The sequence below is a fragment of the Novosphingobium sp. genome, from assembly GCF_040079535.1.
In the GTDB taxonomy this organism is placed as follows: Bacteria; Pseudomonadota; Alphaproteobacteria; order Sphingomonadales; family Sphingomonadaceae; genus Novosphingobium.
Genome location: NZ_JBEBKB010000004.1, coordinates 1 through 18815, shown reverse-complemented (window position 1 = coordinate 18815; position 18815 = coordinate 1). Strand labels below are relative to the sequence as shown.

General features: G+C 63.6%; 20 protein-coding genes. 8 read left to right on the top strand and 12 right to left on the bottom strand.

Going from position 1 to position 18815, the window contains the following annotated elements; translation table 11 throughout:
* Window positions 1–101: 101 nt before the first annotated feature.
* From ABL914_RS02320 to ABL914_RS02295, 6 genes are read right to left on the bottom strand one after another with little or no spacing between them, the layout of a single operon-like run.
* Complete coding sequence (locus ABL914_RS02320; protein WP_391561537.1) at window positions 102–1082, bottom strand: LLM class flavin-dependent oxidoreductase; 981 nt, start codon at window positions 1080–1082, stop codon at window positions 102–104.
* Complete coding sequence (locus tag ABL914_RS02315; RefSeq protein ID WP_391561536.1) at window positions 1079–1924, bottom strand: tetratricopeptide repeat protein; 846 nt, start codon at window positions 1922–1924, stop codon at window positions 1079–1081. The genes ABL914_RS02320 and ABL914_RS02315 overlap by 4 nt, the downstream gene beginning before the upstream one ends.
* Before the next feature lie 16 nt (window positions 1925–1940).
* On the bottom strand, window positions 1941–2678 hold the full coding sequence (locus ABL914_RS02310; RefSeq protein WP_391561535.1) for an alpha/beta hydrolase: 738 nt from the start codon (window positions 2676–2678) through the stop codon (window positions 1941–1943).
* Between the two features lie 27 nt (window positions 2679–2705).
* Entirely contained in the window at window positions 2706–2897 is a 192-nt protein-coding gene (locus ABL914_RS02305) for a helix-turn-helix transcriptional regulator (RefSeq protein WP_391561534.1), read from the bottom strand.
* Window positions 2894–3505, bottom strand: coding sequence for a hypothetical protein (locus ABL914_RS02300; RefSeq protein ID WP_391561533.1), 612 nt, complete (start codon window positions 3503–3505; stop codon window positions 2894–2896). Before ABL914_RS02300 ends, ABL914_RS02305 begins: the two co-directional genes overlap by 4 nt.
* Window positions 3502–3678: a hypothetical protein gene (locus ABL914_RS02295; RefSeq protein ID WP_391561532.1), complete on the bottom strand. Its 177-nt coding sequence runs from the start codon at window positions 3676–3678 to the stop codon at window positions 3502–3504. Before ABL914_RS02295 ends, ABL914_RS02300 begins: the two co-directional genes overlap by 4 nt.
* 163 nt (window positions 3679–3841) lie before the next feature.
* Between ABL914_RS02295 and ABL914_RS02290 the strand changes: the two genes are divergently transcribed.
* The gene (locus ABL914_RS02290) at window positions 3842–5482 is read left to right on the top strand and encodes an alkaline phosphatase D family protein (RefSeq protein ID WP_391561531.1); all 1641 of its coding nucleotides are present in this window, start codon (window positions 3842–3844) and stop codon (window positions 5480–5482) included.
* Window positions 5483–5486: 4 nt separating this feature from the next.
* Here the strand turns inward: ABL914_RS02290 and ABL914_RS02285 are convergent, their stop codons facing one another.
* Window positions 5487–5957 (bottom strand): hypothetical protein, encoded by a 471-nt coding sequence (locus ABL914_RS02285; protein WP_391561530.1) that lies wholly within the window; start codon window positions 5955–5957, stop codon window positions 5487–5489.
* 411 nt (window positions 5958–6368) lie between these two features.
* Here ABL914_RS02285 and thrS point away from each other — a divergent pair, with 411 nt between their 5' ends.
* Together thrS and ABL914_RS02275 are read left to right on the top strand one after the other, a co-directional pair.
* Window positions 6369–8381: a threonine--tRNA ligase gene (gene thrS / locus ABL914_RS02280; RefSeq protein ID WP_391561619.1), complete on the top strand. Its 2013-nt coding sequence runs from the start codon at window positions 6369–6371 to the stop codon at window positions 8379–8381.
* Window positions 8382–8385: 4 nt separating this feature from the next.
* A complete protein-coding gene (locus tag ABL914_RS02275) occupies window positions 8386–9129 on the top strand; it encodes a sulfite exporter TauE/SafE family protein (protein WP_391561529.1) in 744 nt (247 codons plus the stop codon).
* Here ABL914_RS02275 and ABL914_RS02270 read toward each other — a convergent pair.
* Genes ABL914_RS02270 through ABL914_RS02250 form a run of 5 tightly spaced genes read right to left on the bottom strand, consistent with a single transcriptional unit; the run spans window position 9118 to window position 12537 of the window.
* Window positions 9118–9249 carry a hypothetical protein gene (locus ABL914_RS02270; RefSeq protein WP_391561528.1) on the bottom strand — a complete coding sequence of 44 codons (132 nt, stop codon included), beginning with the start codon at window positions 9247–9249 and terminating at the stop codon, window positions 9118–9120. The genes ABL914_RS02275 and ABL914_RS02270 overlap by 12 nt on opposite strands.
* Window positions 9250–9292: 43 nt before the next feature.
* On the bottom strand, window positions 9293–10072 hold the full coding sequence (locus ABL914_RS02265; RefSeq protein ID WP_391561527.1) for a sulfite exporter TauE/SafE family protein: 780 nt from the start codon (window positions 10070–10072) through the stop codon (window positions 9293–9295).
* The gene (locus tag ABL914_RS02260) at window positions 10069–10992 is read right to left on the bottom strand and encodes an MBL fold metallo-hydrolase (protein WP_391561526.1); all 924 of its coding nucleotides are present in this window, start codon (window positions 10990–10992) and stop codon (window positions 10069–10071) included. The genes ABL914_RS02265 and ABL914_RS02260 overlap by 4 nt, the downstream gene beginning before the upstream one ends.
* 51 nt (window positions 10993–11043) lie before the next feature.
* Window positions 11044–11247 (bottom strand): DUF2892 domain-containing protein, encoded by a 204-nt coding sequence (locus ABL914_RS02255; protein ID WP_391561525.1) that lies wholly within the window; start codon window positions 11245–11247, stop codon window positions 11044–11046.
* Between the two features lie 9 nt (window positions 11248–11256).
* Entirely contained in the window at window positions 11257–12537 is a 1281-nt protein-coding gene (locus tag ABL914_RS02250; protein ID WP_391561524.1) for an NAD(P)/FAD-dependent oxidoreductase, read from the bottom strand.
* Window positions 12538–12692: 155 nt separating this feature from the next.
* On the opposite strand from ABL914_RS02250, the gene ABL914_RS02245 reads away from it, so the two are divergent.
* Genes ABL914_RS02245 through ABL914_RS02225 form a run of 5 tightly spaced genes read left to right on the top strand, consistent with a single transcriptional unit; the run spans window position 12693 to window position 18721 of the window.
* A complete protein-coding gene (locus ABL914_RS02245) occupies window positions 12693–13028 on the top strand; it encodes a rhodanese-like domain-containing protein (RefSeq protein ID WP_391561523.1) in 336 nt (111 codons plus the stop codon).
* Between the two features lie 11 nt (window positions 13029–13039).
* A complete protein-coding gene (locus ABL914_RS02240) occupies window positions 13040–14083 on the top strand; it encodes an efflux RND transporter periplasmic adaptor subunit (protein ID WP_391561522.1) in 1044 nt (347 codons plus the stop codon).
* Complete coding sequence (locus tag ABL914_RS02235) at window positions 14080–17307, top strand: efflux RND transporter permease subunit (RefSeq protein WP_391561521.1); 3228 nt, start codon at window positions 14080–14082, stop codon at window positions 17305–17307. The genes ABL914_RS02240 and ABL914_RS02235 overlap by 4 nt, the downstream gene beginning before the upstream one ends.
* Window positions 17304–17615 (top strand): ArsR/SmtB family transcription factor, encoded by a 312-nt coding sequence (locus tag ABL914_RS02230; protein WP_391561520.1) that lies wholly within the window; start codon window positions 17304–17306, stop codon window positions 17613–17615. Before ABL914_RS02235 ends, ABL914_RS02230 begins: the two co-directional genes overlap by 4 nt.
* A 44-nt stretch (window positions 17616–17659) precedes the next feature.
* Complete coding sequence (locus tag ABL914_RS02225; protein ID WP_391561519.1) at window positions 17660–18721, top strand: peptidylprolyl isomerase; 1062 nt, start codon at window positions 17660–17662, stop codon at window positions 18719–18721.
* Window positions 18722–18815 lie beyond the last annotated feature (94 nt).

The following is an 18815-nucleotide window of genomic DNA, read 5'->3' as shown; positions in this document are numbered from 1 at the left end:
GGTTCCTGCCTGTTATTTTATTACCGCATTCTGAAGTATATTTGCGCATTGTAGGACCAAGCGGCCAGTGCTGCAACCACTTTGCCCCTAGGGAAATGGGCCTAAACCAGTGCTTTTATCGTTAATTCGAGCGATCGGCGCCGCGCCGCTGGATCAAAGGTCGCGCCCGACGCGATGATCTCATCCGCGCCGGTCCGTTCGACAAATTTGCCGATCTCACGCGCGACAGTCTGGGCCGAGCCAACCGCGCTGGCCTGGCGCATGTGTTCCAGCATGGCGAGCTGGCCGGGCGGCAGGGTCTGGCGATATCCAGCGACCGGCGGCTTGAACCGGCCGGGTGTGCCGGTGCGCAGCGCCACAAAGCTCTGGTCCATCGACGAGCCCAGGAACTCGGCCTCCTCGTCGCTTTCTGCGCAGGTCACCGTCATCGCTGCCATGACATGCGGGCGCTCTAGCCACGGCGAGGGTTTGAACGTGCGGCGATAGACCTCAAGCGCCTGATCCAGGTGATCTGGCGCGAAATGCGAGGCAAAAGCATAAGGCATACCCAAAGCCGCGGCCAACTGCGCACCGAACAGGCTGGAACCCAGCATCCACAGCTGGACATCAGCGCCAAGCCCCGGCGTCGCGCGGATCGGCAGCGCGGGTTCACCGGTGAACAGCGCGCGCAGTTCAACCACGTCCTGCGGGAAATAGTCCGATGCCCGCGCCAGATCGCGGCGCAACGCCTGGGCAATCCTGGGATCGGCCCCCGGCGCGCGGCCCAGGCCAAGATCGATCCGCCCGGGAAACAGCGCATCCAGCGTGCCAAATTGTTCGGCAATCACGAACGGGTTATGGTTGGGCAGCATGATCCCGCCGGCGCCGATCCGAATGGTGCTGGTAGCCTGGCCGATATGCGCCAGCACCACCGCGGTTGCACCGCCCGCCACCCCATCCATCGCGTGATGTTCGGCCACCCAATAGCGTTCATAGCCGGCCGCCTCGGCGCACTGCGCCAGGGCCGCACTATCGGCCATTGCTTCACGGGCCGTGCCGCCTTCGCGCACGGTGACAAGATCTAGGACGGAAAGCTTGATCACGTACCGGGTTGTGCGCGCGGTGGCCCCAACTGGTCAAGATACCCTTGCGCGGTTTTTGCCGCCGGGCTGCCGGGCGCGGCCTTTATCACCGACAGCCAGCTTTGCCGGGCCGCTTCATCGCGGCCCGAAAGCACAGCTATAACGCCCGCCTCAAGGCCAATCTCCGGATCGATCGGAAACAGGTCTGCCGCGCGCTCAATCTGCGTCTGGGCATCGGCCAGCCTGCCCATACGGCGCGAAAGCGTGGCGGAAAGCAGCCAGGCCTGCGCGCTATCGGGCACCAGCTTGCGCGCCTGATCCAGCGCGGCGGCGGCTTCATCCTGGCGCCCCAGCGCAACCAGCGCGCGGGCCCGGTCAATCTGGATCACCCCATCAAGTTTGCCCTCACCAGCCTTGGCCGCTTCGCTATGGGCCAGATCGAGCGCGGCCATGGCCTGATCCAGATCGCCCGCAACGATCCAGGCATTGCCGGCCAGTGCCCCCAGCCGGGCCCGTTCGCCGGTTTCGGACGACGGCAGCTCGTCACGCGCGGAAAGGAACAGCCCGGCCGCCTCTGGCCAGCCTTCGATCCGGGTCAGCGCCATCGCCTTGCACTGCTTGGCCCCGGCGCGCTCAAACTGGTTCGCCGCCTTGGCCAACCAGCCATCAGCCATCTCGATTGCGTCAACCGGCCGCTCCATCGCCAGTTGAAGGCAGCTTTGCAGCATGCTGGGCGGCGCTGGCGCGGCTGGCTGGGTCATTGCCGGGGGATCCTTGCGGGTGGGAATGGGCAGTTTGGCCTGCGGCAAGGCGCCGCCAATGCCAACCTGGGCAAGCAGCGGCAGGAACAGGGAAAGCGGCATCCAGAACTCCAGGCAATCATGGCAGCGCGGCGATCGTGCGCAGCAGCAGGGCAATATCAGCATCGCGCGACAGGCGGTGGTCGCCGTCCTTGACCAGCGTGACCTGCACATCGGCTGAACGCAAGGCTTCGGCAAGCCTTGGCGCGGTATCCCAAGGCACATCATCATCGCACTGCCCTTGCAGCAGCCGCACCGGGCAATCGATTTCGATGGTCTGCCCAAGCAGCAGATTGTCCTGCCCCGATTGCCAAAACCCCTGCCACATCGGCATGCTATCACCCGCGTATGTCTCTGACAGCGGGCGGCGGACAACGCCCTCTGCCGCGATCACCGCCTTTTCCTGCGCCGAATAGCCCCAGTCAGTGAAATCCGGCGCGGCGGCGATCCCGACCAACGCGTGGACGTTTTCGCGCAGTTCCAGCGCCGCCAGCAGCATCAACCAGCCGCCCATTGATGAACCGATCAGCACCACCGAAGCGGCGCTGAGCAGGCCAACCAGCGCCACAACCTCCTCGGCCCAGCGGGTGGGCGTGCCATCGGCAAACCGGCCTTCGCTCTTTCCGCAGCCCGAATAGTCCAGAAGCAGGCATTCGCGCCCCTGGGCAGCGGCCCAGTCGAATACGGCGGTCGCTTTCCCGCCCGCCATGTCGCTCATATAGCCGGGCAGGAACACCGCTGCCGGGCCAGCACCGGGGTTATGGCGATAAGCGATCCGGCGGCCATCGGGCAGGGCGTGAAACAACGGTTGCGTCATGATCGATCCATGCCGCAAGCGCCCACCTCAGTCACGCTGGAAGATCGCCTCGATGGTAAGCTCAAACAGATCGGCGATACGGAAAGCCAGCGGCAGCGAGGGATCGTATTTGCCGGTTTCGATCGCATTCACGCTCTGCCGGCTAACGCCCAGCCGCTCGGCCAGATCCTGCTGGCTCCAGTTGCGCTCGGCCCGCAGCACCTTGAGGCGGTTGTTCATCGCGCTTCGCCCTGCCGGTCACGCAGAGACTGCGCGGCATTGCCCAGCCCCAGTCCCACCGCCCAGACGCCGACTGACCACCAGCCTTCAGCATGCGGCGCGACCCCGAAGGTTTCGAGGAAGCCCCACAGGCTGGCTGTTACCAGCAGGAAACCGGTGGCAAACAGCGCGGCGTTGATCTGGCGCATGCGCTGATATTCATCGTCTTCCTCGGTCAGATAGCGCGCCATCGCCCAAACGAGGAAGGCGATAGTCAGGCTGGGCAGCAATGCCAGCAGCCACAACACTGGCCCGCTTGGGTGCCATGTCGCGCGGGCGGTCAGTGCCGCGCCAAGCAACCCGATATAGCTAAGCGCCCAGATCAGCGCGCGGCGATTATAGGCCTTCAGCGCCGCTGTGGCAGTACCGCACCCCTCTGCCCGGTTGAGCGCGGCCCGGCGCAGCATGACCAGGCTGAGAGAAAACACCGCGATCAGCACCGCATCCCATGGCCACGCGATCCGCTCACTGCGGACCAGCCAGCCGGTAAGCGCAAGGCCCAAGCCAAACACCGCGCCCCACAGCAGCGAGCTGCGCCCGGCCAGGCGCATGAACAGCGGCGAAGTCATACCGCCGCCTTGCGCCAGCTGCACCGGCCCAATTCGCCCGTGGCGACCCACAGCGCCGGAAGGATTACGAATATCGTGGCGGCGTTCGTATCAGCGACCAGACCAAAGCGGTTGGCCACGGCCAGGGCGATGAACGATCCGGCCCAGCACAGATTTCTGGAAATAGCGGTCATAAGTCAAGCTTCCTTGCAATAACGTAAAGTTACCTTGTCACAACGAGTCGTGAATGTCAAGGAGCATATACATTTTGACAAAGGCGCTTGTCAGAGGGTCGCCATTGCCCCGTCACAAAACCGCGCTAATCTGCGCGCATAGCCACAAAAGGATGACCGCCTGATGCCATTGCCACCACCGCCCGCGCCAGTCCCCCACACCAGCCGCCGCACCGCGATGAAGCTGGCCGCGCTTGGGCTGGCCGGGGCGGGCGCTCCGGCGCTGGCGCAAGGTTCCACCGGCTTTACCCACGGCGTGGCCAGCGGTGAGCCCAGGCACAACCTGGTGCTGCTGTGGACCCGTTACCAGAGCGGGCAAGAAACCGTGATCAATTGGGAAGTGGCTGAGGACGAAGGCTTCACCCGGATCGTCTCGCAAGGCGATGGGATCGCCTCGCCGGCCAACGATTGCTGTGTCAAGGTTTGGGCCAAGGGATTGCTGCAAGGGCGCTGGTATTATTACCGCTTCATCGGCCCGGCCGGTGAGCGTTCACCCACCGGCCGCACCCGCACGCTGCCCTATGGCAAGACCAAGCGGTTCCGCATGGCGGTGTTCAGCTGCTCGAACTTCGGGTTTGGTCACTTCAACGCCTATGCCCATGCTGCGCAAAGCGGTGAATTTGATCTGGCGGTGCATCTGGGTGACTATTTCTACGAATACCGGCGCAGCGATTATCCATCGGCCAAGGTGGTGCTGCCGGGCCGCGAATCGCCGATTGACGAAGCCGTGACACTGGAAGGCTATCGTGATCGGTTTCGCACCTATCGCCGCGATCCCGATCTGCAGCGGCTTCATCAGGTGCTGCCGATGGTGGCGATGTGGGATGATCATGAACTGGCCAACGATACCTGGATGGGCGGGGCCGAAAACCACCAGGCGAACGAAGGCGATTGGGCCGCGCGCAAAGCCGCGGCGGAAAAGGCCTATCGCGAATGGATGCCGGTGGGTGATGCAGATTACACCCAGTATGACATCGGCAATCTGGCCACCTTGTTCAAGGTTGATAGCCGGCATCTGGCGCGCGGCAAGCCGCTGGATCTGTTTGACGTGTTCAAGCAGGCAGCCCCCGGACAGGCCGAGGCCGCCTATGCCGCATTCCGCGACGGGGTCTGGCGCGCCGAGGATCGGACCGTGCTGGGGGGCAAGCAGGAGGCCTGGCTGGCCAGCGCCCTCAAAGCCTCGGTCAAGGCGCGCAAGCCGTGGCAGGTATTGGGCCAGCAGATCGTGATGGGGCAGCAGGTGATGAGCGAAAAGGTGATCGCCGGGATGCCCACCGAAACCGCCGACTGGCTCAAGGTGCGGTTGCAGGCCAATATTGTCGCTGGCCGCGCCGGGGTGCCGTGGAACATGGATTCGTGGGGCGGATACCCTGCCGCGCGGGCCCGGCTTTACAAGGCCTCGCTGGAGGCCGGGGCCAATCTGGTGGTGCTATCGGGCGATAGCCACAATGCCTGGGCATTTGATCTGGACCACAAGGGCCGCCGCGTGGGGGTGGAAATGGCCGGACATTCGGTCACCTCGCCGGGCGCGGAAGGTACGCTGGGCTGGCTCAAAGCCGATGAACTGGCGCGCGATATGATCGAAGCAAACCCGCAGCTCAAATGGTGCGACACCGCCCAGCGCGGTTATATGGCGGTGGAACTGACCCCGGCGAGCGCCACCAGCGAATGGCGCTTCATGGCCAGCGTGCGGCAAAAGGGCACGGCGCTGGCAGGGGTGAAGCGGATGACGGTGCTGGCGGGGCAAAGGAAGTTTTCGCTGTAAGCGGCTATTTGCCGCCTTCCGCCAGACATTGGCGATAGGCTTGCTTTACGAATGCGGGTAGTTCGCCTTTGCCTTGAAGTGCCAAGAGGTTATCCAGAGCAGGCGATTGCTGATCAGACTGCGCCTCACGGATCGCACGATAGGCATTGAGCGCGCTTTCAACACCAGCAAGCTGCTGCGCATCGAGGTCGTTCACTCTCCCAGGATTTTCCAGAATGTATGCGCCCATCGCCAGCATGTACTGGACGACGACCAGGTCAGCATGCACATATTTGCTTTCCAGCACCCGGCCGAGCGAATCGGCACAGACCGATACCGTCAAGTCAGGGGCGGCAACGAGCCATCTTACCGCCCACGCCCGATCATCTTTCAGATTGGGATCGAGCGGCGCGCGCTCAAGCTGCTTCACGACGGAAACGAAGCGTTGCTGCGCTGCTGTGAGTGACGGTTTGCCGACCTGAGCATTGGCCGTCATTGTGCCCAAAGGTGCGGCGCAAGCCAGAATTGCAAGCAACGCGGCGGGCAATGGAGCTAGTTTCATGCGGCGCTTGTATTTGAAATTTCGGACTTTCACAAACCAGTCCGTTCGCAGCAGGTCGGTCGCCGCATCACATAAGTGAATGGGCCCGGACCATAAGCCAATTGCTTCCTTAACCCCTCCCCGCTATCCACGCCCACGATGACGCAGCACCGCGCCTTGCAGACTACTACTACCACCCCGGCGATCCGGGGGCGGGTAGCAGTCGCCTAGCACGCGATCAGCGCACCGCCGTCCGGGTTCGGGCGGCTGGCGTTTCCTCTCGAACCTCATTGAAACCAGACGCCGCCCCTTCCGGTCAGCGCACTCCTGTGCCAAAGCGCCGGGCGACAAGAGACGAGAGTGAGCATGTCAGACCAGTACACAATCAGCCTGCCCGATGGATCGACGCGCGAAATGGCCGCCGGTTCCACCCCTGCGGATGTCGCCCTGGCAATCGGCCCCGGCCTGGCCAAGGCCGCGCTGGCCGCGCGGATCGATGGTGAGCTGGTTGATCTGACCCGGCCGTTCACCGGCGATGCCAGCCTGGCGCTGGTGACCAGCCGTGACGAAGCCGATGCGCTGGAACTGGCCCGGCACGATTTTGCCCACGTGCTGGCCGAAGCCGTGCAGGCGCTGTTCCCCGGCACCCAGATCACTTTTGGGCCTTCGACCGACGACGGGTTCTATTACGATGTAATGGCGCCCGCTGGCCGCGAGCCATTCAGCATGGACGATCTGCCCGCGATCGAAGAGGCGATGCGCGGCATCATCCGCGCCGACAAGCCGCTGCGCCGCGAGGTGTGGAGCCGCCAGGCGCTGATCGACAAGTGGACCAGGGACGGCGAAAGCTTCAAGGCCGAATGGGCCAGGGAACTTCCCGAAGGCGAGGAACTGAGTGTCTATTGGTCGGGCGATGATTGGCTCGATATGTGCCGCGGGCCGCATCTGCCCTCCACCGGCAAGCTCGATCCCGCCGCCTTCAAGCTGATGCGGGTGGCGGGCGCTTACTGGCGCGGCGATCAGAAGAATGCGCAGCTGACGCGGATCTATGGCACCGGCTGGCTGAACAAAAAGCAGCTCGATGCACACCTGACCCGGCTGGAAGAAGCCGCCAAACGCGATCACCGCAAGCTGGGCGCCGAGATGGACCTGTTCCATCTGCAGAGCGAGGCTCACGGCAGCGTGTTCTGGCATCCCAAGGGCTATCTGATCTGGCGGACGCTGGAGGCCTATATGCGCCGGCGCTTGGATGGCGCCGGCTATGTCGAGGTCAAGACCCCGCAGGTGATGGACGCCAAGCAGTGGGAGCAAAGCGGCCACTGGGGCAAGTACCGCGAGAACATGTTCGTGATCCCCGATGAGGTGCCGAACACCGAGGACGCTGATGGTTCTGGGGGCCCGCTGATCTCCGGCGAGGCCGACTGGATGGCGCTCAAGCCGATGAACTGCCCGGCGCACGTGCTGATCTATCGCCAGGGGATCAAGAGCTATCGCGATCTGCCGCTGCGGATGGCCGAATTTGGCTGCTGCCACCGCAACGAAGCCCACGGCGCGCTGCACGGGATCATGCGGGTGCGCCAGTTTACCCAGGATGATGCCCATATCTTCGTGCGGGCGGACCAGCTGGTGGAAGAGGTCCGGGCGTTCTGCGATCTGCTCGATCTGGTCTACAAGGATCTTGGGTTCGCAGACTATGCGATCAAGCTCGCCCTGCGCCCCGAACAGCGCTTTGGCAGCGACGAAATGTGGGATTGGTCCGAAGCGAGCCTGCGCGATGCGGTTGCCGCCACTGGCCGCGCCACGGCGGAATTCGGCTGGGAGGAATTGCCCGGCGAAGGTGCGTTCTATGCCCCCAAGCTGGAATTTCACCTGACCGACGCGATCGGGCGGACCTGGCAGTGCGGCACCTTGCAGACCGATACCGTGCTGCCCGAACGGCTTGATGCCAGCTACATCGGCGAAGATGGCGAGCGCCACCGCCCGGTGATGCTGCACCGCGCGATCCTGGGCACGTTCGAACGCTTTATCGGGATCATGATTGAGCATTATGCCGGCAAGCTGCCGGTCTGGCTGGCGCCGGTTCAGGCGGTGGTCGCAACGATCGTTTCGGATGCCGATGGCTATGCGGCGCAGGTCACAGCGCAGCTCGTGGCGGCCGGGATCCGGGTGGAAAGCGATATCCGCAACGAGAAGATCAACTACAAGGTCCGCGATCATTCGCTCAAAAAGGTTCCGCACCTGCTGGTAGTGGGCAAGCGCGAAGCCGAAGAGGGCACAGTTGCGCTGCGCACCCTGGGGGCCGAACATCAGAAGGTGATGCCGCTGGTCGAAGCGATCGCGCTGCTGCGGGCCGAAGCCACACCGCCGGATTTGCGCTGATCGCGTGCTAGGCCTGACCGAAATCCAGATTGCCGCTGCGATTTTCGCGGCGCTGGGGGCGGCTTTCGTGCGGGGCCTTGCGGGCTTTGGCATGGCGATCCTGCTGGTGCCGGTGCTGGGCCTGGCAATCCCTCCGCGCGAAGCAGTGGTGGTGGCCAACTGGCTGGGCTTGCTGATCGGGCTGGTCGGCCTGAAAAAGATCCTTCACGCCAGCGAGAAGACCGCGTTCCAGATTGCCGGAATGGCGGTGCTTGCAGTGCCGCTTGGGGTATGGCTGCTGGCCGCCGCAGATCCATCGCTGGCCCGGCTGCTGATTGCGCTGATCGCGTTCGGATCGTTCTTGCTGGTGCTGCTGCCCAAAAAGCCCGCACACTATGCCCCGGGGCCTGCCGAAACCGGGATTACCGGCCTGCTTTCAGGCGTGCTTACGGGCTTTGCCGGGATGCCTGGCCCGCCGGTTGTGCCGTTTTATCTCCGCCGTGAGATTGCGCCCGAGCTGGCCCGTGCTTCGATGATGACGATTTTCCTGATCACGTCGCTGGTCGGCGTGATCTCTGCCTTTGTGCTGGGGGTGGCAACGGTGCGCGAACCGGCCTTCGCAGCGGTATTGTTCCCGGCAGTGTTGCTGGGCAACTGGCTGGGAACCCTCGCCTTTGGCAAGATCAGCGACACCGCCTGGCGCAGTTTTACGGGCCTGGTGCTGGGTCTGGCCGCGCTGGCGGCGCTGTTGAAGCTGCTACAGAACTGACGGCAGGGGCTGGCCGGCCAGGATCAGGGCCAGCGCACAGCCGATCACCAGCACCGGCCGCAGCAGCGTTTCAAACTGGGCAAAGGGGCGCTGGGCGATAAGGGCAATGGTCTTGGCCATGGCGGCATTATCGGGCCGGCAGATTGCCAAATCGTAAATGCGCTCAGATCGCGGCCCAGCTGCGCGCCAGCATATAGAGCGCAACCACCACGATCAGGCCGGCAAAGACCGAATTCAGCCGCCCTTTGTGCGCAGCCAAGCGCCGCGATGCGGAAGTTCCGGCAACGCTGCCGGCCACACCGCCGGCAATGAAGCTGCCCGCCAGCCCCCATTCGACCAACCCCGAGGCGGCGTAGTTGAGCGCGGTTGAAAGCCCGAAGGCGCTTACCGCGACCAAAGAGGTGCCAACAGCGCGGTAGATCGTCATCGAGGTTGAGGCGATCAGCCCAGGCACAATCAGAAATCCTCCGCCAATTCCGAAGAAGCCTGAAAGCACCCCGGTGCCAAATCCGAAGCTGGCAACCTTGGGGAAGTTGTCGCGATTGCAAACCACCCCTTCCTGCCCCGGATCGCCGCGCCCGCGAAACATCAATCCGGCCACCAACAGCATCAACAGGGCGAACAGGAACAGCAACTTGTTTCCATCAAAGGCCTTGCCCAGGCTTGAACCTGCCACGGCGCCGAACACTCCGGCCACCGCATAGGCCCCGCCGCAGCGCCAGTTAACATTGCCGGCCCGGGCATGATTGGCAAGGCCCGCCAAGGCATTGACCGCAACCGCCAGCGCACTTGTCCCAATTGCAACATGCGGGTCCCTGATTCCAACCACATAGACCATCAGCGGCACCGCCAGAATCGATCCGCCACCCCCAACCAGCCCCAGCGTAAAGCCCACTGCAATGCCCGACAGTGCCGCCAGCAGATGCTGCGCGGTGTCGATCACAGCAGATTCAGCGGCAGCTTGAGGTAGCTGACGCCGTTGCTTTCGGGTTCGGGAAAATGGCCGGCACGGATGTTGATCTGAACAGACGGCAGGATCAGCCGCGGCATCGCCAGCGTTGCATCGCGGGCTTCACGCATCGCCACGAAAGCGGCCTCATCGATCCCGCCGCGCAGATGCACATTGTTGGCGCGTTGCCCCGCAACGGTGCTTTCCCAGACGTAGTCAGCGCGGCCCGGCGCCTTGTAATCGTGGCACAGGAATAGCCGGGCATCATCCGGCAGCGCCAGCAGGCGGCGGATCGAGCGGTAAAGCGCGGCGGCATCGCCGCCGGGAAAATCGCAGCGGGCGGTGCCATAATCGGGCATGAACAGCGTATCGCCAACAAACACTGCATCGCCGATAACATAGGCCAGGCAGGCCGGCGTATGCCCCGGAACATGCAGCGCGATTGCCGCTATTTCGCCCAGATCAAACCTGCTTCCATCTTCCATCAGCTGATCAAACTGCGATCCGTCGCAGGCGAAACTGTCCGGCTCGTTGAACACGGCGGCAAAGGCTTGCTGGACCGTGGTGATTGCCGCCCCGATCACGATTTGCCCGCCCAGTGCATCCTTCAGAAACGGCGCGGCTGACACGTGATCGGCATGGGCATGGGTTTCCAGCAGCCAATCGGTGCTCAGCCCCTCGGCCCGGACATAGTCGGCGATCGCCTGGGCTGATTTGGTCGACGTGCGGCCCGAGGCCTGATCGAAATCGAGCACCGGATCGATGATCGCAGCGTGCCGGGTTTGGGGATCGTGGACGACATGGGTGGCGGTGAAGGTCGCCGTGTCAAAGAAGGTCCGGACAACGGGAACGCGGCCTGAAGCCTGGGCCGCTCTGATCTGGGCGGTGGCAGAGGAAAGGATCGGATCGGTCATGGCTTGCCTGTAACACTTCGGGGCGCCTTTGGGGACATCCCCGCAAGCGCTCTACTTGAACGAAGCACCCGGCCTTATGCCCAATCGCTTGAACAGGCTTGCGGCCGGGCAAAACCCGGTAAAGCTGGCCTGAAGCAGGTTGAGCCCGGCAAAGGCGGTCAGCCACAGCCAGGCCGGGTGAACCCAGTGCGCCAGCGCCAGGCTGGCCAGCACCATCACCCCGGCAAAACGGAAAACGGCGGAATCGAGGGTCATGGCAGTCTCCTATTTGAAACGCAGCTTGCGGATGCCGAGAGCATGGAGCGCGAGCTTTTCGTAAAACGGTTCGCTGGTCCCGCGGCGGATCTTGTGGAGGAAGTATTTCTCGAACCCGATCTTGGCGAGGTGGACCCATTTGCCCTCACTCGACCAGTTGAGGTTGCGCGGCGGGATCTGCGGCTGGGCCACAAAGGCCACGCCGCCGTCGCCGAAATCGGCCAGGCAGACCGCGTTCCAGGTCGGCTCCTCGTCGGGCTCCTTGCCGTTCAGCTCTGCCTTGAGGTTCATCGCAATCGCGGTGACCATGCTTTCAATCATGAACCCGGTCTTGGGCACACCAACCGGGACCGGGGTTGGCCCGATCGGCGGAATCGCCACGCAGACTCCCAGCGAATAGACATTCTTGAAGGTGGGGTTGCGCTGGTGCTTGTCGGCCAGGATAAACCCGCGCGGGTTGGTCAGCCCTTCGATCCCATAAACCGCCGGAACCCCGCGGAACGCCGGCAGAATCATCGAGAAGCCGAACGGCAGATCGTGGCTCTGCTTGATCGTGCCATCGAAATTCAATTCCTCGACATGCATCTGCCCTTCTTCAACCTTGGTGATCCGCGCGTTGGTGATCCATTTGATGTGGCGTGAACGCATCTCGCTTTCGAGCAGGCCATTGGTATCGCCCACCCCATCCAGGCCGAGGTGGCCAACATAAGGTTCGGCGGTAACGAAGGTCATCGGCACCCGATCACGCACCTTGCGGCGGCGCAGCTCGGTATCGACGATCATCGCAAATTCATAGGCCGGGCCATAGCACGAGGCCCCCTGCGCCGCGCCGATCACCACCGGGGCCGGCCCCGCCGCCAGCGCTTCAAACGCGTCTGCCGCAGCGCAGGCGTGGTCGGTGCGGCAGATTGACGATGTGAACCCCTTGGGGCCCAGACCTTCGATTTCATCGAAGGCGAGATCGGGGCCGGTTGCGATCACCAGGTAATCATAGGCAAGCGAAGATCCATCACTCAGCTCGATCCGGTTTTCGGCCGGGTGGACGCGCTTGGCCCCAACCGAGGTGAAGCCGATCCCCTTCTTCGCCATCACCGGCGGCAGATGAACCTTGATCGCATCAGGTTCGCGCCAGCGCACTGCAACCCACGGGTTCGAAGGCACAAACCAGTAATCGTCGGAATCGCCCACCACCATGACTTCGGCCTTGCCCTTGGCCGCATCGCGGATCTCATAGGCGGCGATCGTCCCGCCAAGGCCGGCCCCCAGGATCACTATTTTCGGCAGCGCCATTGTCCCTGCTCCTGCTGTGCCGAACCACCAGACTGGCTGGCGCCGGTTCGACTCGATTGCTTATATCGCTATTGACTAATATTCATAGTTATGCATATTAGCAAGTGTAAATATGCATCGGTCCGGACGGGCCACTAGCAACAGGAAATCGGCATATGGCCTTTGGTTTTGGCAAGGCGAAACACCGCGAGCTTACGGCTCGCCAACTCAGTTCGATGCTCCAGCAGGGCCGCGCGATGGTGGTGGATGTGCGCGAAGTGGACGAATTCGCGGCCGGACACATCCCCGGTGCGGTCAACGTTCCGCTATCCACTTTTCGCGCCAGCCAGCTGCCCGATCCCGGCCAGCGGATCATGGTGCTGAACTGCGCTGCGGGGCGCCGTTCGGCAATGGCGCTGGAGCGGTGCAGCATCGCCCGCGCAGAAATCGACACCCACCTGGCCGGGGGCTTTGGGGCCTGGCGCACCGCTGGCCTGCCAGTCGAAATCTGAAAGGACTGACCATGGGCAAGACCGGATCAATCCTGGCCGCTTCTGCGCTGCTGCTGGCCCTGCCACTGGGGGCCTGCGGGTCTGAGCCAGCCCCCAGCAAAAGCGCGGCTGCGCCAGCTGGTGAACGGCTGGTGCTGCAACCCAGCGACACGGTGCAATGGCAGGACGTACCGGCCGAAGTTGCCACGCTGAAGGAGGCGCAGGTCCTGGCCCGGATCCCCGGCATCCTGACCACGATCACCGTGCGCGAGGGCGATATGGTGCGCGCCGGCCAGGTTATCGGGCGGATCGTGGATAACCAGCTGGGATTTCAGGCTGGTGCCTATGGGGCCCAGGCCGCCGCTGCGCAGGCCCAGGTAACCCAGGCCCAGGCCGAATGGAAGCGGGTCAAATACCTGTATGACAAGGGGGTCTATGCCAAGGCCCGGCTTGAACAGGCGCAGGCCGGCCTCGATACCGCCCGCGCCCAGGTGCGCGCCGCCCAGGCCCAGCAATCCGCCGTTGGCGCAGTTGCCGGGCAGGGAACGATTGTGGCCCCAGCCAGCGGCCGGGTGCTGCGCGCCGATGTCCCGGCCGGCGCCCCGGTGGCCCCCGGCGTAGTGGTAGCGGTGATCACATCGGGCCCCACGATCCTGCGGCTGGCCGTGCCCGAATCGCTGGCCCTGCTGATCCACCCCGGATCGCGGGTTTCCACCACCGGGTTCGGCGGCGCGCCGGTGGAAGGTGTGAATGGGGTGGAAGGCCGGGTAATCAAGATTTATCCGTCGGTTATCGCCGGGCAGCTGACCGTCGATGTCGAACTGCCGGGAATCGATAACACCCTGATCGGACGGCGGATTGCCGCGCGGATCGAAACTGGCACCCGCAAGGCGCTGCTGGTGCCGATCCAGTTCGTCACCAACCGCTTTGGGATCGACTATGTCAGCGTACTGGCAAAGGATGGCAGTGCCGCGCAGGTCCCGGTCCAGATCGCCCCTTCGGCCGAGCCGGGCCGGATCGAGATCCTGTCTGGCGTAATCGCTGGTGATACCCTGATCGGAGCCACCCCGCGATGAACCTGGGCATTTCCGGCAAGCTGACCCGCGCTTCGATCCAATCCCCGCTGACCCCGTTGTTTCTGCTGGCGGCGGTAATCGTCGGGCTGATTGCGACCATCACGATCCCGCGTGAGGAAGAGCCGCAGATCTCGGTGCCGATGGTCGATATCCGGATCATGGCCCCGGGACTGGCCGCTTCGCAAGCGGTAGAGCTGGTGGCCAAACCGCTGGAAACGATCGTCAAAAGCGTCGCCGGGGTTGAGCATGTCTATACCCAGGCCGAAGACAATGGCGTGATGGTGACCGCACGGTTCCTGGTCGGCTCCAATCCCGAAGATGCTGCAATCCGGATTGGCGAAAAGATCGAAGCCAACAAGGACCGCATCCCGGTGGGCATCCCGGCCCCGCAAGTAACCGTGCGCGGGATCAGCGATGTGCCGATCGTGGTGCTGACCCTTACCCCAAAGCCTGGCGCGCCGGGCCAGTGGAACGATCAGGCGCTGTTCGAACTGGCTGGAAAACTGCGCACCGAAATGGCCAAGGTTGACGATGTCGGGCTGAGCTTCATCACCGGCGGCCAGCGGATGGCACTGCGCGTGGTGCCCGATCCGGGCAAGCTGGCGGCAGCCCGCGTCCCACTGGGCAATGTGATCGAGGCGGTTAGCCAGGCGGGCCGCACATTCCCGGTTGGAAGCTTGCGCGAAGGCGGACAGGCGATCAGCGTAACCGCCGGGCAAACGCTGAAAACCGCCGAGGAGCTGGGCCAGCTTACCGTCCGTTCGGTCAGCGGCGCGCCGGTGCTGCTGAAAGACGTGGCAAGGGTCGAACAGGCCAGCAGCGAAGACCAGGCCCGTGCCTGGCGCTGGGCAAAGGATGAACAGGATGCCTGGGTGATGACCCCGGCGGTCAGCCTGGCTATCGCCAAACGCGCCGGAGCCAATGCGGTAACGGTATCGCAAAACGTGGTGGAACGGCTCGGCGTGCTGAAGGGCACGCTGATCCCCGAGAGCGTGACGGTGGCCGTCACCCGCAATTACGGCGAAAGCGCTAACGAAAAAGCCAACGAGCTGATCTTTCACCTGGCGCTGGCAACCGTTTCGATCGTGGTGCTGATCGGCTTTGCAATCGGCTGGCGCGAGGCCGCCGTCACCGCAATCGTGATCCCGACAACGATCATGCTGACCATGTTCGCCAGCAAGGTGATGGGCTTTACCATCAACCGGGTCAGCCTGTTCGCGCTGATCTTCTCGATCGGAATCCTGGTCGATGATGCAATCGTGATGATCGAGAATATTGCCCGCCACTGGGCAATGGACGATGACCGGTCACAGATCGACGCTGCGGTTGAGGCGGTGGCCGAAGTTGGCAACCCGACCGTCGTCGCAACCCTGACCGTGGTTGCAGCGTTGCTGCCAATGCTGTTCGTTTCCGGGCTGATGGGCCCCTATATGGCGCCGATCCCAATCAACGCCAGCGCGGCAATGGTGTTCAGCTTCTTCGTTGCGGTGATCATTGCCCCGTGGCTGATGATCCGTTTTGCCAAAAACGCGCTAGCCCACGGCCACGATCCGCACGGCGGCAGATTGGGCGCGTTCTATCGCCGCTTTGCCCAGCCGGTTATCGCCACACGGCAAAGCGCGCGGCGCTTTCTGATCGCGGTTGGCGCGGCAACCTTGCTGGCGATGTCGATGTTCTACTTCAAAGCGGTAACGGTAAAACTGCTGCCGTTCGACAACAAAAGCGAGGTTCAGCTGGTGGTCGATATGCCCGAAGGGACCAGCCTTGAAATGACCGGCCGGGTGCTGGAACAGGCCGCCGCGGTGGCCCGCCAATTGCCCGAAGTGACCGCGATGGAGGCCTATGCCGGCACGTCCGCGCCGTTCAATTTCAACGGGCTGGTGCGGCACTATTTCCTGCGTGCGAAACCCGAAATGGGCGATCTGATGATTACCCTGGCCCCGAAGGATGAGCGCAGCCGCGCCAGCCATGACCTGGCGGTAGACCTGCGAGAGCGGCTGAAAAAGGCAGTCGCTTTGCCGCCCGGCGCCTCGATCAAGGTGGTTGAAACCCCGCCCGGCCCGCCGGTTCTGGCAACCCTGCTGGCCGAGGTCTATGGCCCGGATGAACTGACCCGCCGCAAAACCGCGCAGCAGATCGAACAGCTATTCCGCTCGGTCCCCTATATTGTCGATACCGACAACAGCTTTGGCGTGCCGCGCCCCACGCTGCGGTTGGTGCCAGACCGCGCCAAACTTGATCAATATGGTTTGTCCGAGCGCCAGCTGTTCGATTCGATCGGTGCGCTGCTTGGCAACCAGACCGTCGGCTATGTCCCGCGCGCCAGTTTGAACGGCGGCGACGAGCGCGATCCGCTGCCGATTGAAATGGGGCTGGCGCAGAACCAGCGCACCTGGTCGGGCGCACTGGCCGCAACCCCGGTGGCAGTCGCGCCGGGCGGGCAACTGGTGCCGCTGGGCGAACTGGTAAAGGCCGAAATGGTCCCCGGCGGGCAGGCCATGTTCCGCCGCGACGGGCGCGGGGCGACCATGGTTACGGCCGATCTGGCGGGCCGCTATGAAGCGCCGATCTATGGTCTGCTGGCGGTGGATGATGCGATCGATCAGTTCGATTGGGCCAAGGCGGGGCTGGTGAAGCCCGAAGTGCTGCTGAACGGCCAGCCGGTTGATGAAAGCAAGCCATCGGTGCTGTGGGACGGCGAATGGGAAATCACCTGGGTGACGTTCCGCGATATGGGCGCGGCCTTCATGGTGGCGCTGCTGGGCATCTATGTGCTGGTGGTTGGCCAGTTTCGCAGTTTCAAGGTGCCGCTGGTAATCCTGACCCCGATCCCGCTGACCCTGGTGGGAATTGTGGCCGGGCATATGCTGCTGGGTGCGCCGTTTACCGCCACATCGATGATCGGGTTCATCGCGCTGGCCGGGATAATCGTGCGCAATTCGATCCTGTTGGTCGATTTCATCCGCCACAGCCAAAGCGCCGACAAAAGCCTGCGTGAAACCCTGATCGAAGCCGGAACGATCCGCTTCAAACCGATTGTGCTGACCGCGGCGGCGGCGATGATCGGCGCTGCGGTGATCCTGACCGATCCGATCTTTCAGGGCCTGGCGATTTCGTTGCTGTTCGGCCTCGCTTCATCAACCGCGCTTACCGTGCTGGTTATCCCGGCGATCTATGTGGTCTTGCGGGATGATGGAATTCCCCTAGGAAGCACTGAGCCATGAAGCCTACTGATCTGACCGAGCTGAAAAGCAACGCCGCCGCGATGGCCGGGCGGCTCAAGCTGCTGAGCCACCCGGAACGGTTGTTGATGCTGTGCCGGATGGACGAGGGCGAATGTTCAGTGACCCAGCTGGTTGAGCTGACCGGGCTTTCGCAATCGGCGGTCAGCCAGCACCTGGCACTACTGCGCGACGAAGGCGTTGTCACCACCCGGGGCGAGGCGCAGACGCGCTATTACACCCTGCTCGATCCGCAAATTCGCGCAATCATCCACGCGCTGTGCGACATCTGCGGCGAAAGCTGCGTCTGAAGTGAAGGATTGAAAGCGCACCGTAAACCGGCCACACTCTGCCCATGCGCAAACCAATCCTCGCCCTATCCGCCCTCCTCCTCGCTTCCGCTTCAACCGTGCTGGCTCAGGCTTCTGCCAATCAGGCCGCCGGACGCACCACGCCTTCACCGCTCGCCCCCAGCGAGATTGTCGCCAATGCGCCCAAGGGCGATTGGACCGCGATTGCTGCGTCCGATCTGCTGGTCATGGACCTCACCCCCGACGCCAAAGGCAAGCCCCGCCGCGTGGTGATCCAGCTGATGCCGGCGCCGTTTTCGCAAGGCTGGATCGGCAACATTCGTAAGCTGGCGGCAGCGCACTGGTGGGATGGCACGGCGATCAACCGGGTCCAGGACAATTACGTTGTCCAGTGGGGCGATCCGGATGCGGAGGACAAGACCAAGGCGAGGGCGCTGCCGGCGGGGTTGGCTGAGGTGCCGGAGAGTGACTACACCAGCGCCGTCCGGGAGGAATTGATCGATGACCCAATCGTTCATGGCCACACCGTGCGACCGTTTCTGGTTGAAATGCCATGGAATAACTCGCCGATTGGCGATCCATCCGTCATAGCGGCAGATGATTACGCAGCCCGTGTCGGGTTCTGGGCGGGATGGCCCTTGGCCGGCACGCCGCCCAAGCGGGGATTGGGTGAGGTAGGCCGTCTTTGGCCCGTCCACTGCTACGGCATGGTCGGCGTCGGCCGCGACCTTTCTCCCAACACCGGCAGCGGGGCCGAGCTCTACACCGTGATCGGCCACGCCCCGCGCCACCTTGATCGCAACATCGCGCTGGTTGGCCGGGTGATCGAGGGGATGGAACACCTCTCCAGCCTGCCGCGCGGGCATGGCGCGCTGGGGTTCTATGATCTGGCGCAGGGCGACGAGCGGACCGGGATCACCTCGATTCGGCTGGGTAACGAGGTACAAGGTCTGCCAGCCTACGAATACCTCTCCACCGAAAGCCAGAGCTTCGCGAGCTTCGCCGACGCCCGCGCCAACCGCCGCGATGCCTTCTTCATCCGGCCTGCGGGCGGGGCGGATGTGTGCAACATTCCGGTTCCGGTGCGGCGGGTGGCAACAAAGTGAATTGGGTTCACGCAAATGCGCAAAGTGAATTCGCCCTATCACCCCCTCGTCATCCCCGCGCATGCGGGGACCCAGGGCGGGCCAACACTGGGTC

Bases quoted from the DNA above. Each gene is read 5' to 3' on its own strand.
- ABL914_RS02315 (WP_391561536.1), bottom strand. From the start codon at position 1,924: ATGCCGCTTTCCCTGTTCCTGCCGCTGCTTGCCCAGGTTGGCATTGGC.
- ABL914_RS02310 (WP_391561535.1), bottom strand. From the start codon at position 2,678: ATGACGCAACCGTTGTTTCACGCCCTGCCCGATGGCCGCCGGATCGCT.
- ABL914_RS02305 (WP_391561534.1), bottom strand. From the start codon at position 2,897: ATGAACAACCGCCTCAAGGTGCTGCGGGCCGAGCGCAACTGGAGCCAG.
- ABL914_RS02300 (WP_391561533.1), bottom strand. From the start codon at position 3,505: ATGACTTCGCCGCTGTTCATGCGCCTGGCCGGGCGCAGCTCGCTGCTG.
- ABL914_RS02295 (WP_391561532.1), bottom strand. From the start codon at position 3,678: ATGACCGCTATTTCCAGAAATCTGTGCTGGGCCGGATCGTTCATCGCC.
- ABL914_RS02290 (WP_391561531.1), top strand. From the start codon at position 3,842: ATGCCATTGCCACCACCGCCCGCGCCAGTCCCCCACACCAGCCGCCGC.
- ABL914_RS02285 (WP_391561530.1), bottom strand. From the start codon at position 5,957: ATGACGGCCAATGCTCAGGTCGGCAAACCGTCACTCACAGCAGCGCAG.
- thrS (WP_391561619.1), top strand. From the start codon at position 6,369: ATGTCAGACCAGTACACAATCAGCCTGCCCGATGGATCGACGCGCGAA.
- ABL914_RS02270 (WP_391561528.1), bottom strand. From the start codon at position 9,249: ATGGCCAAGACCATTGCCCTTATCGCCCAGCGCCCCTTTGCCCAGTTT.
- ABL914_RS02260 (WP_391561526.1), bottom strand. From the start codon at position 10,992: ATGACCGATCCGATCCTTTCCTCTGCCACCGCCCAGATCAGAGCGGCC.
- ABL914_RS02255 (WP_391561525.1), bottom strand. From the start codon at position 11,247: ATGACCCTCGATTCCGCCGTTTTCCGTTTTGCCGGGGTGATGGTGCTG.
- ABL914_RS02250 (WP_391561524.1), bottom strand. From the start codon at position 12,537: ATGGCGCTGCCGAAAATAGTGATCCTGGGGGCCGGCCTTGGCGGGACG.
- ABL914_RS02245 (WP_391561523.1), top strand. From the start codon at position 12,693: ATGGCCTTTGGTTTTGGCAAGGCGAAACACCGCGAGCTTACGGCTCGC.
- ABL914_RS02240 (WP_391561522.1), top strand. From the start codon at position 13,040: ATGGGCAAGACCGGATCAATCCTGGCCGCTTCTGCGCTGCTGCTGGCC.
- ABL914_RS02235 (WP_391561521.1), top strand. From the start codon at position 14,080: ATGAACCTGGGCATTTCCGGCAAGCTGACCCGCGCTTCGATCCAATCC.
- ABL914_RS02230 (WP_391561520.1), top strand. From the start codon at position 17,304: ATGAAGCCTACTGATCTGACCGAGCTGAAAAGCAACGCCGCCGCGATG.
- ABL914_RS02225 (WP_391561519.1), top strand. From the start codon at position 17,660: ATGCGCAAACCAATCCTCGCCCTATCCGCCCTCCTCCTCGCTTCCGCT.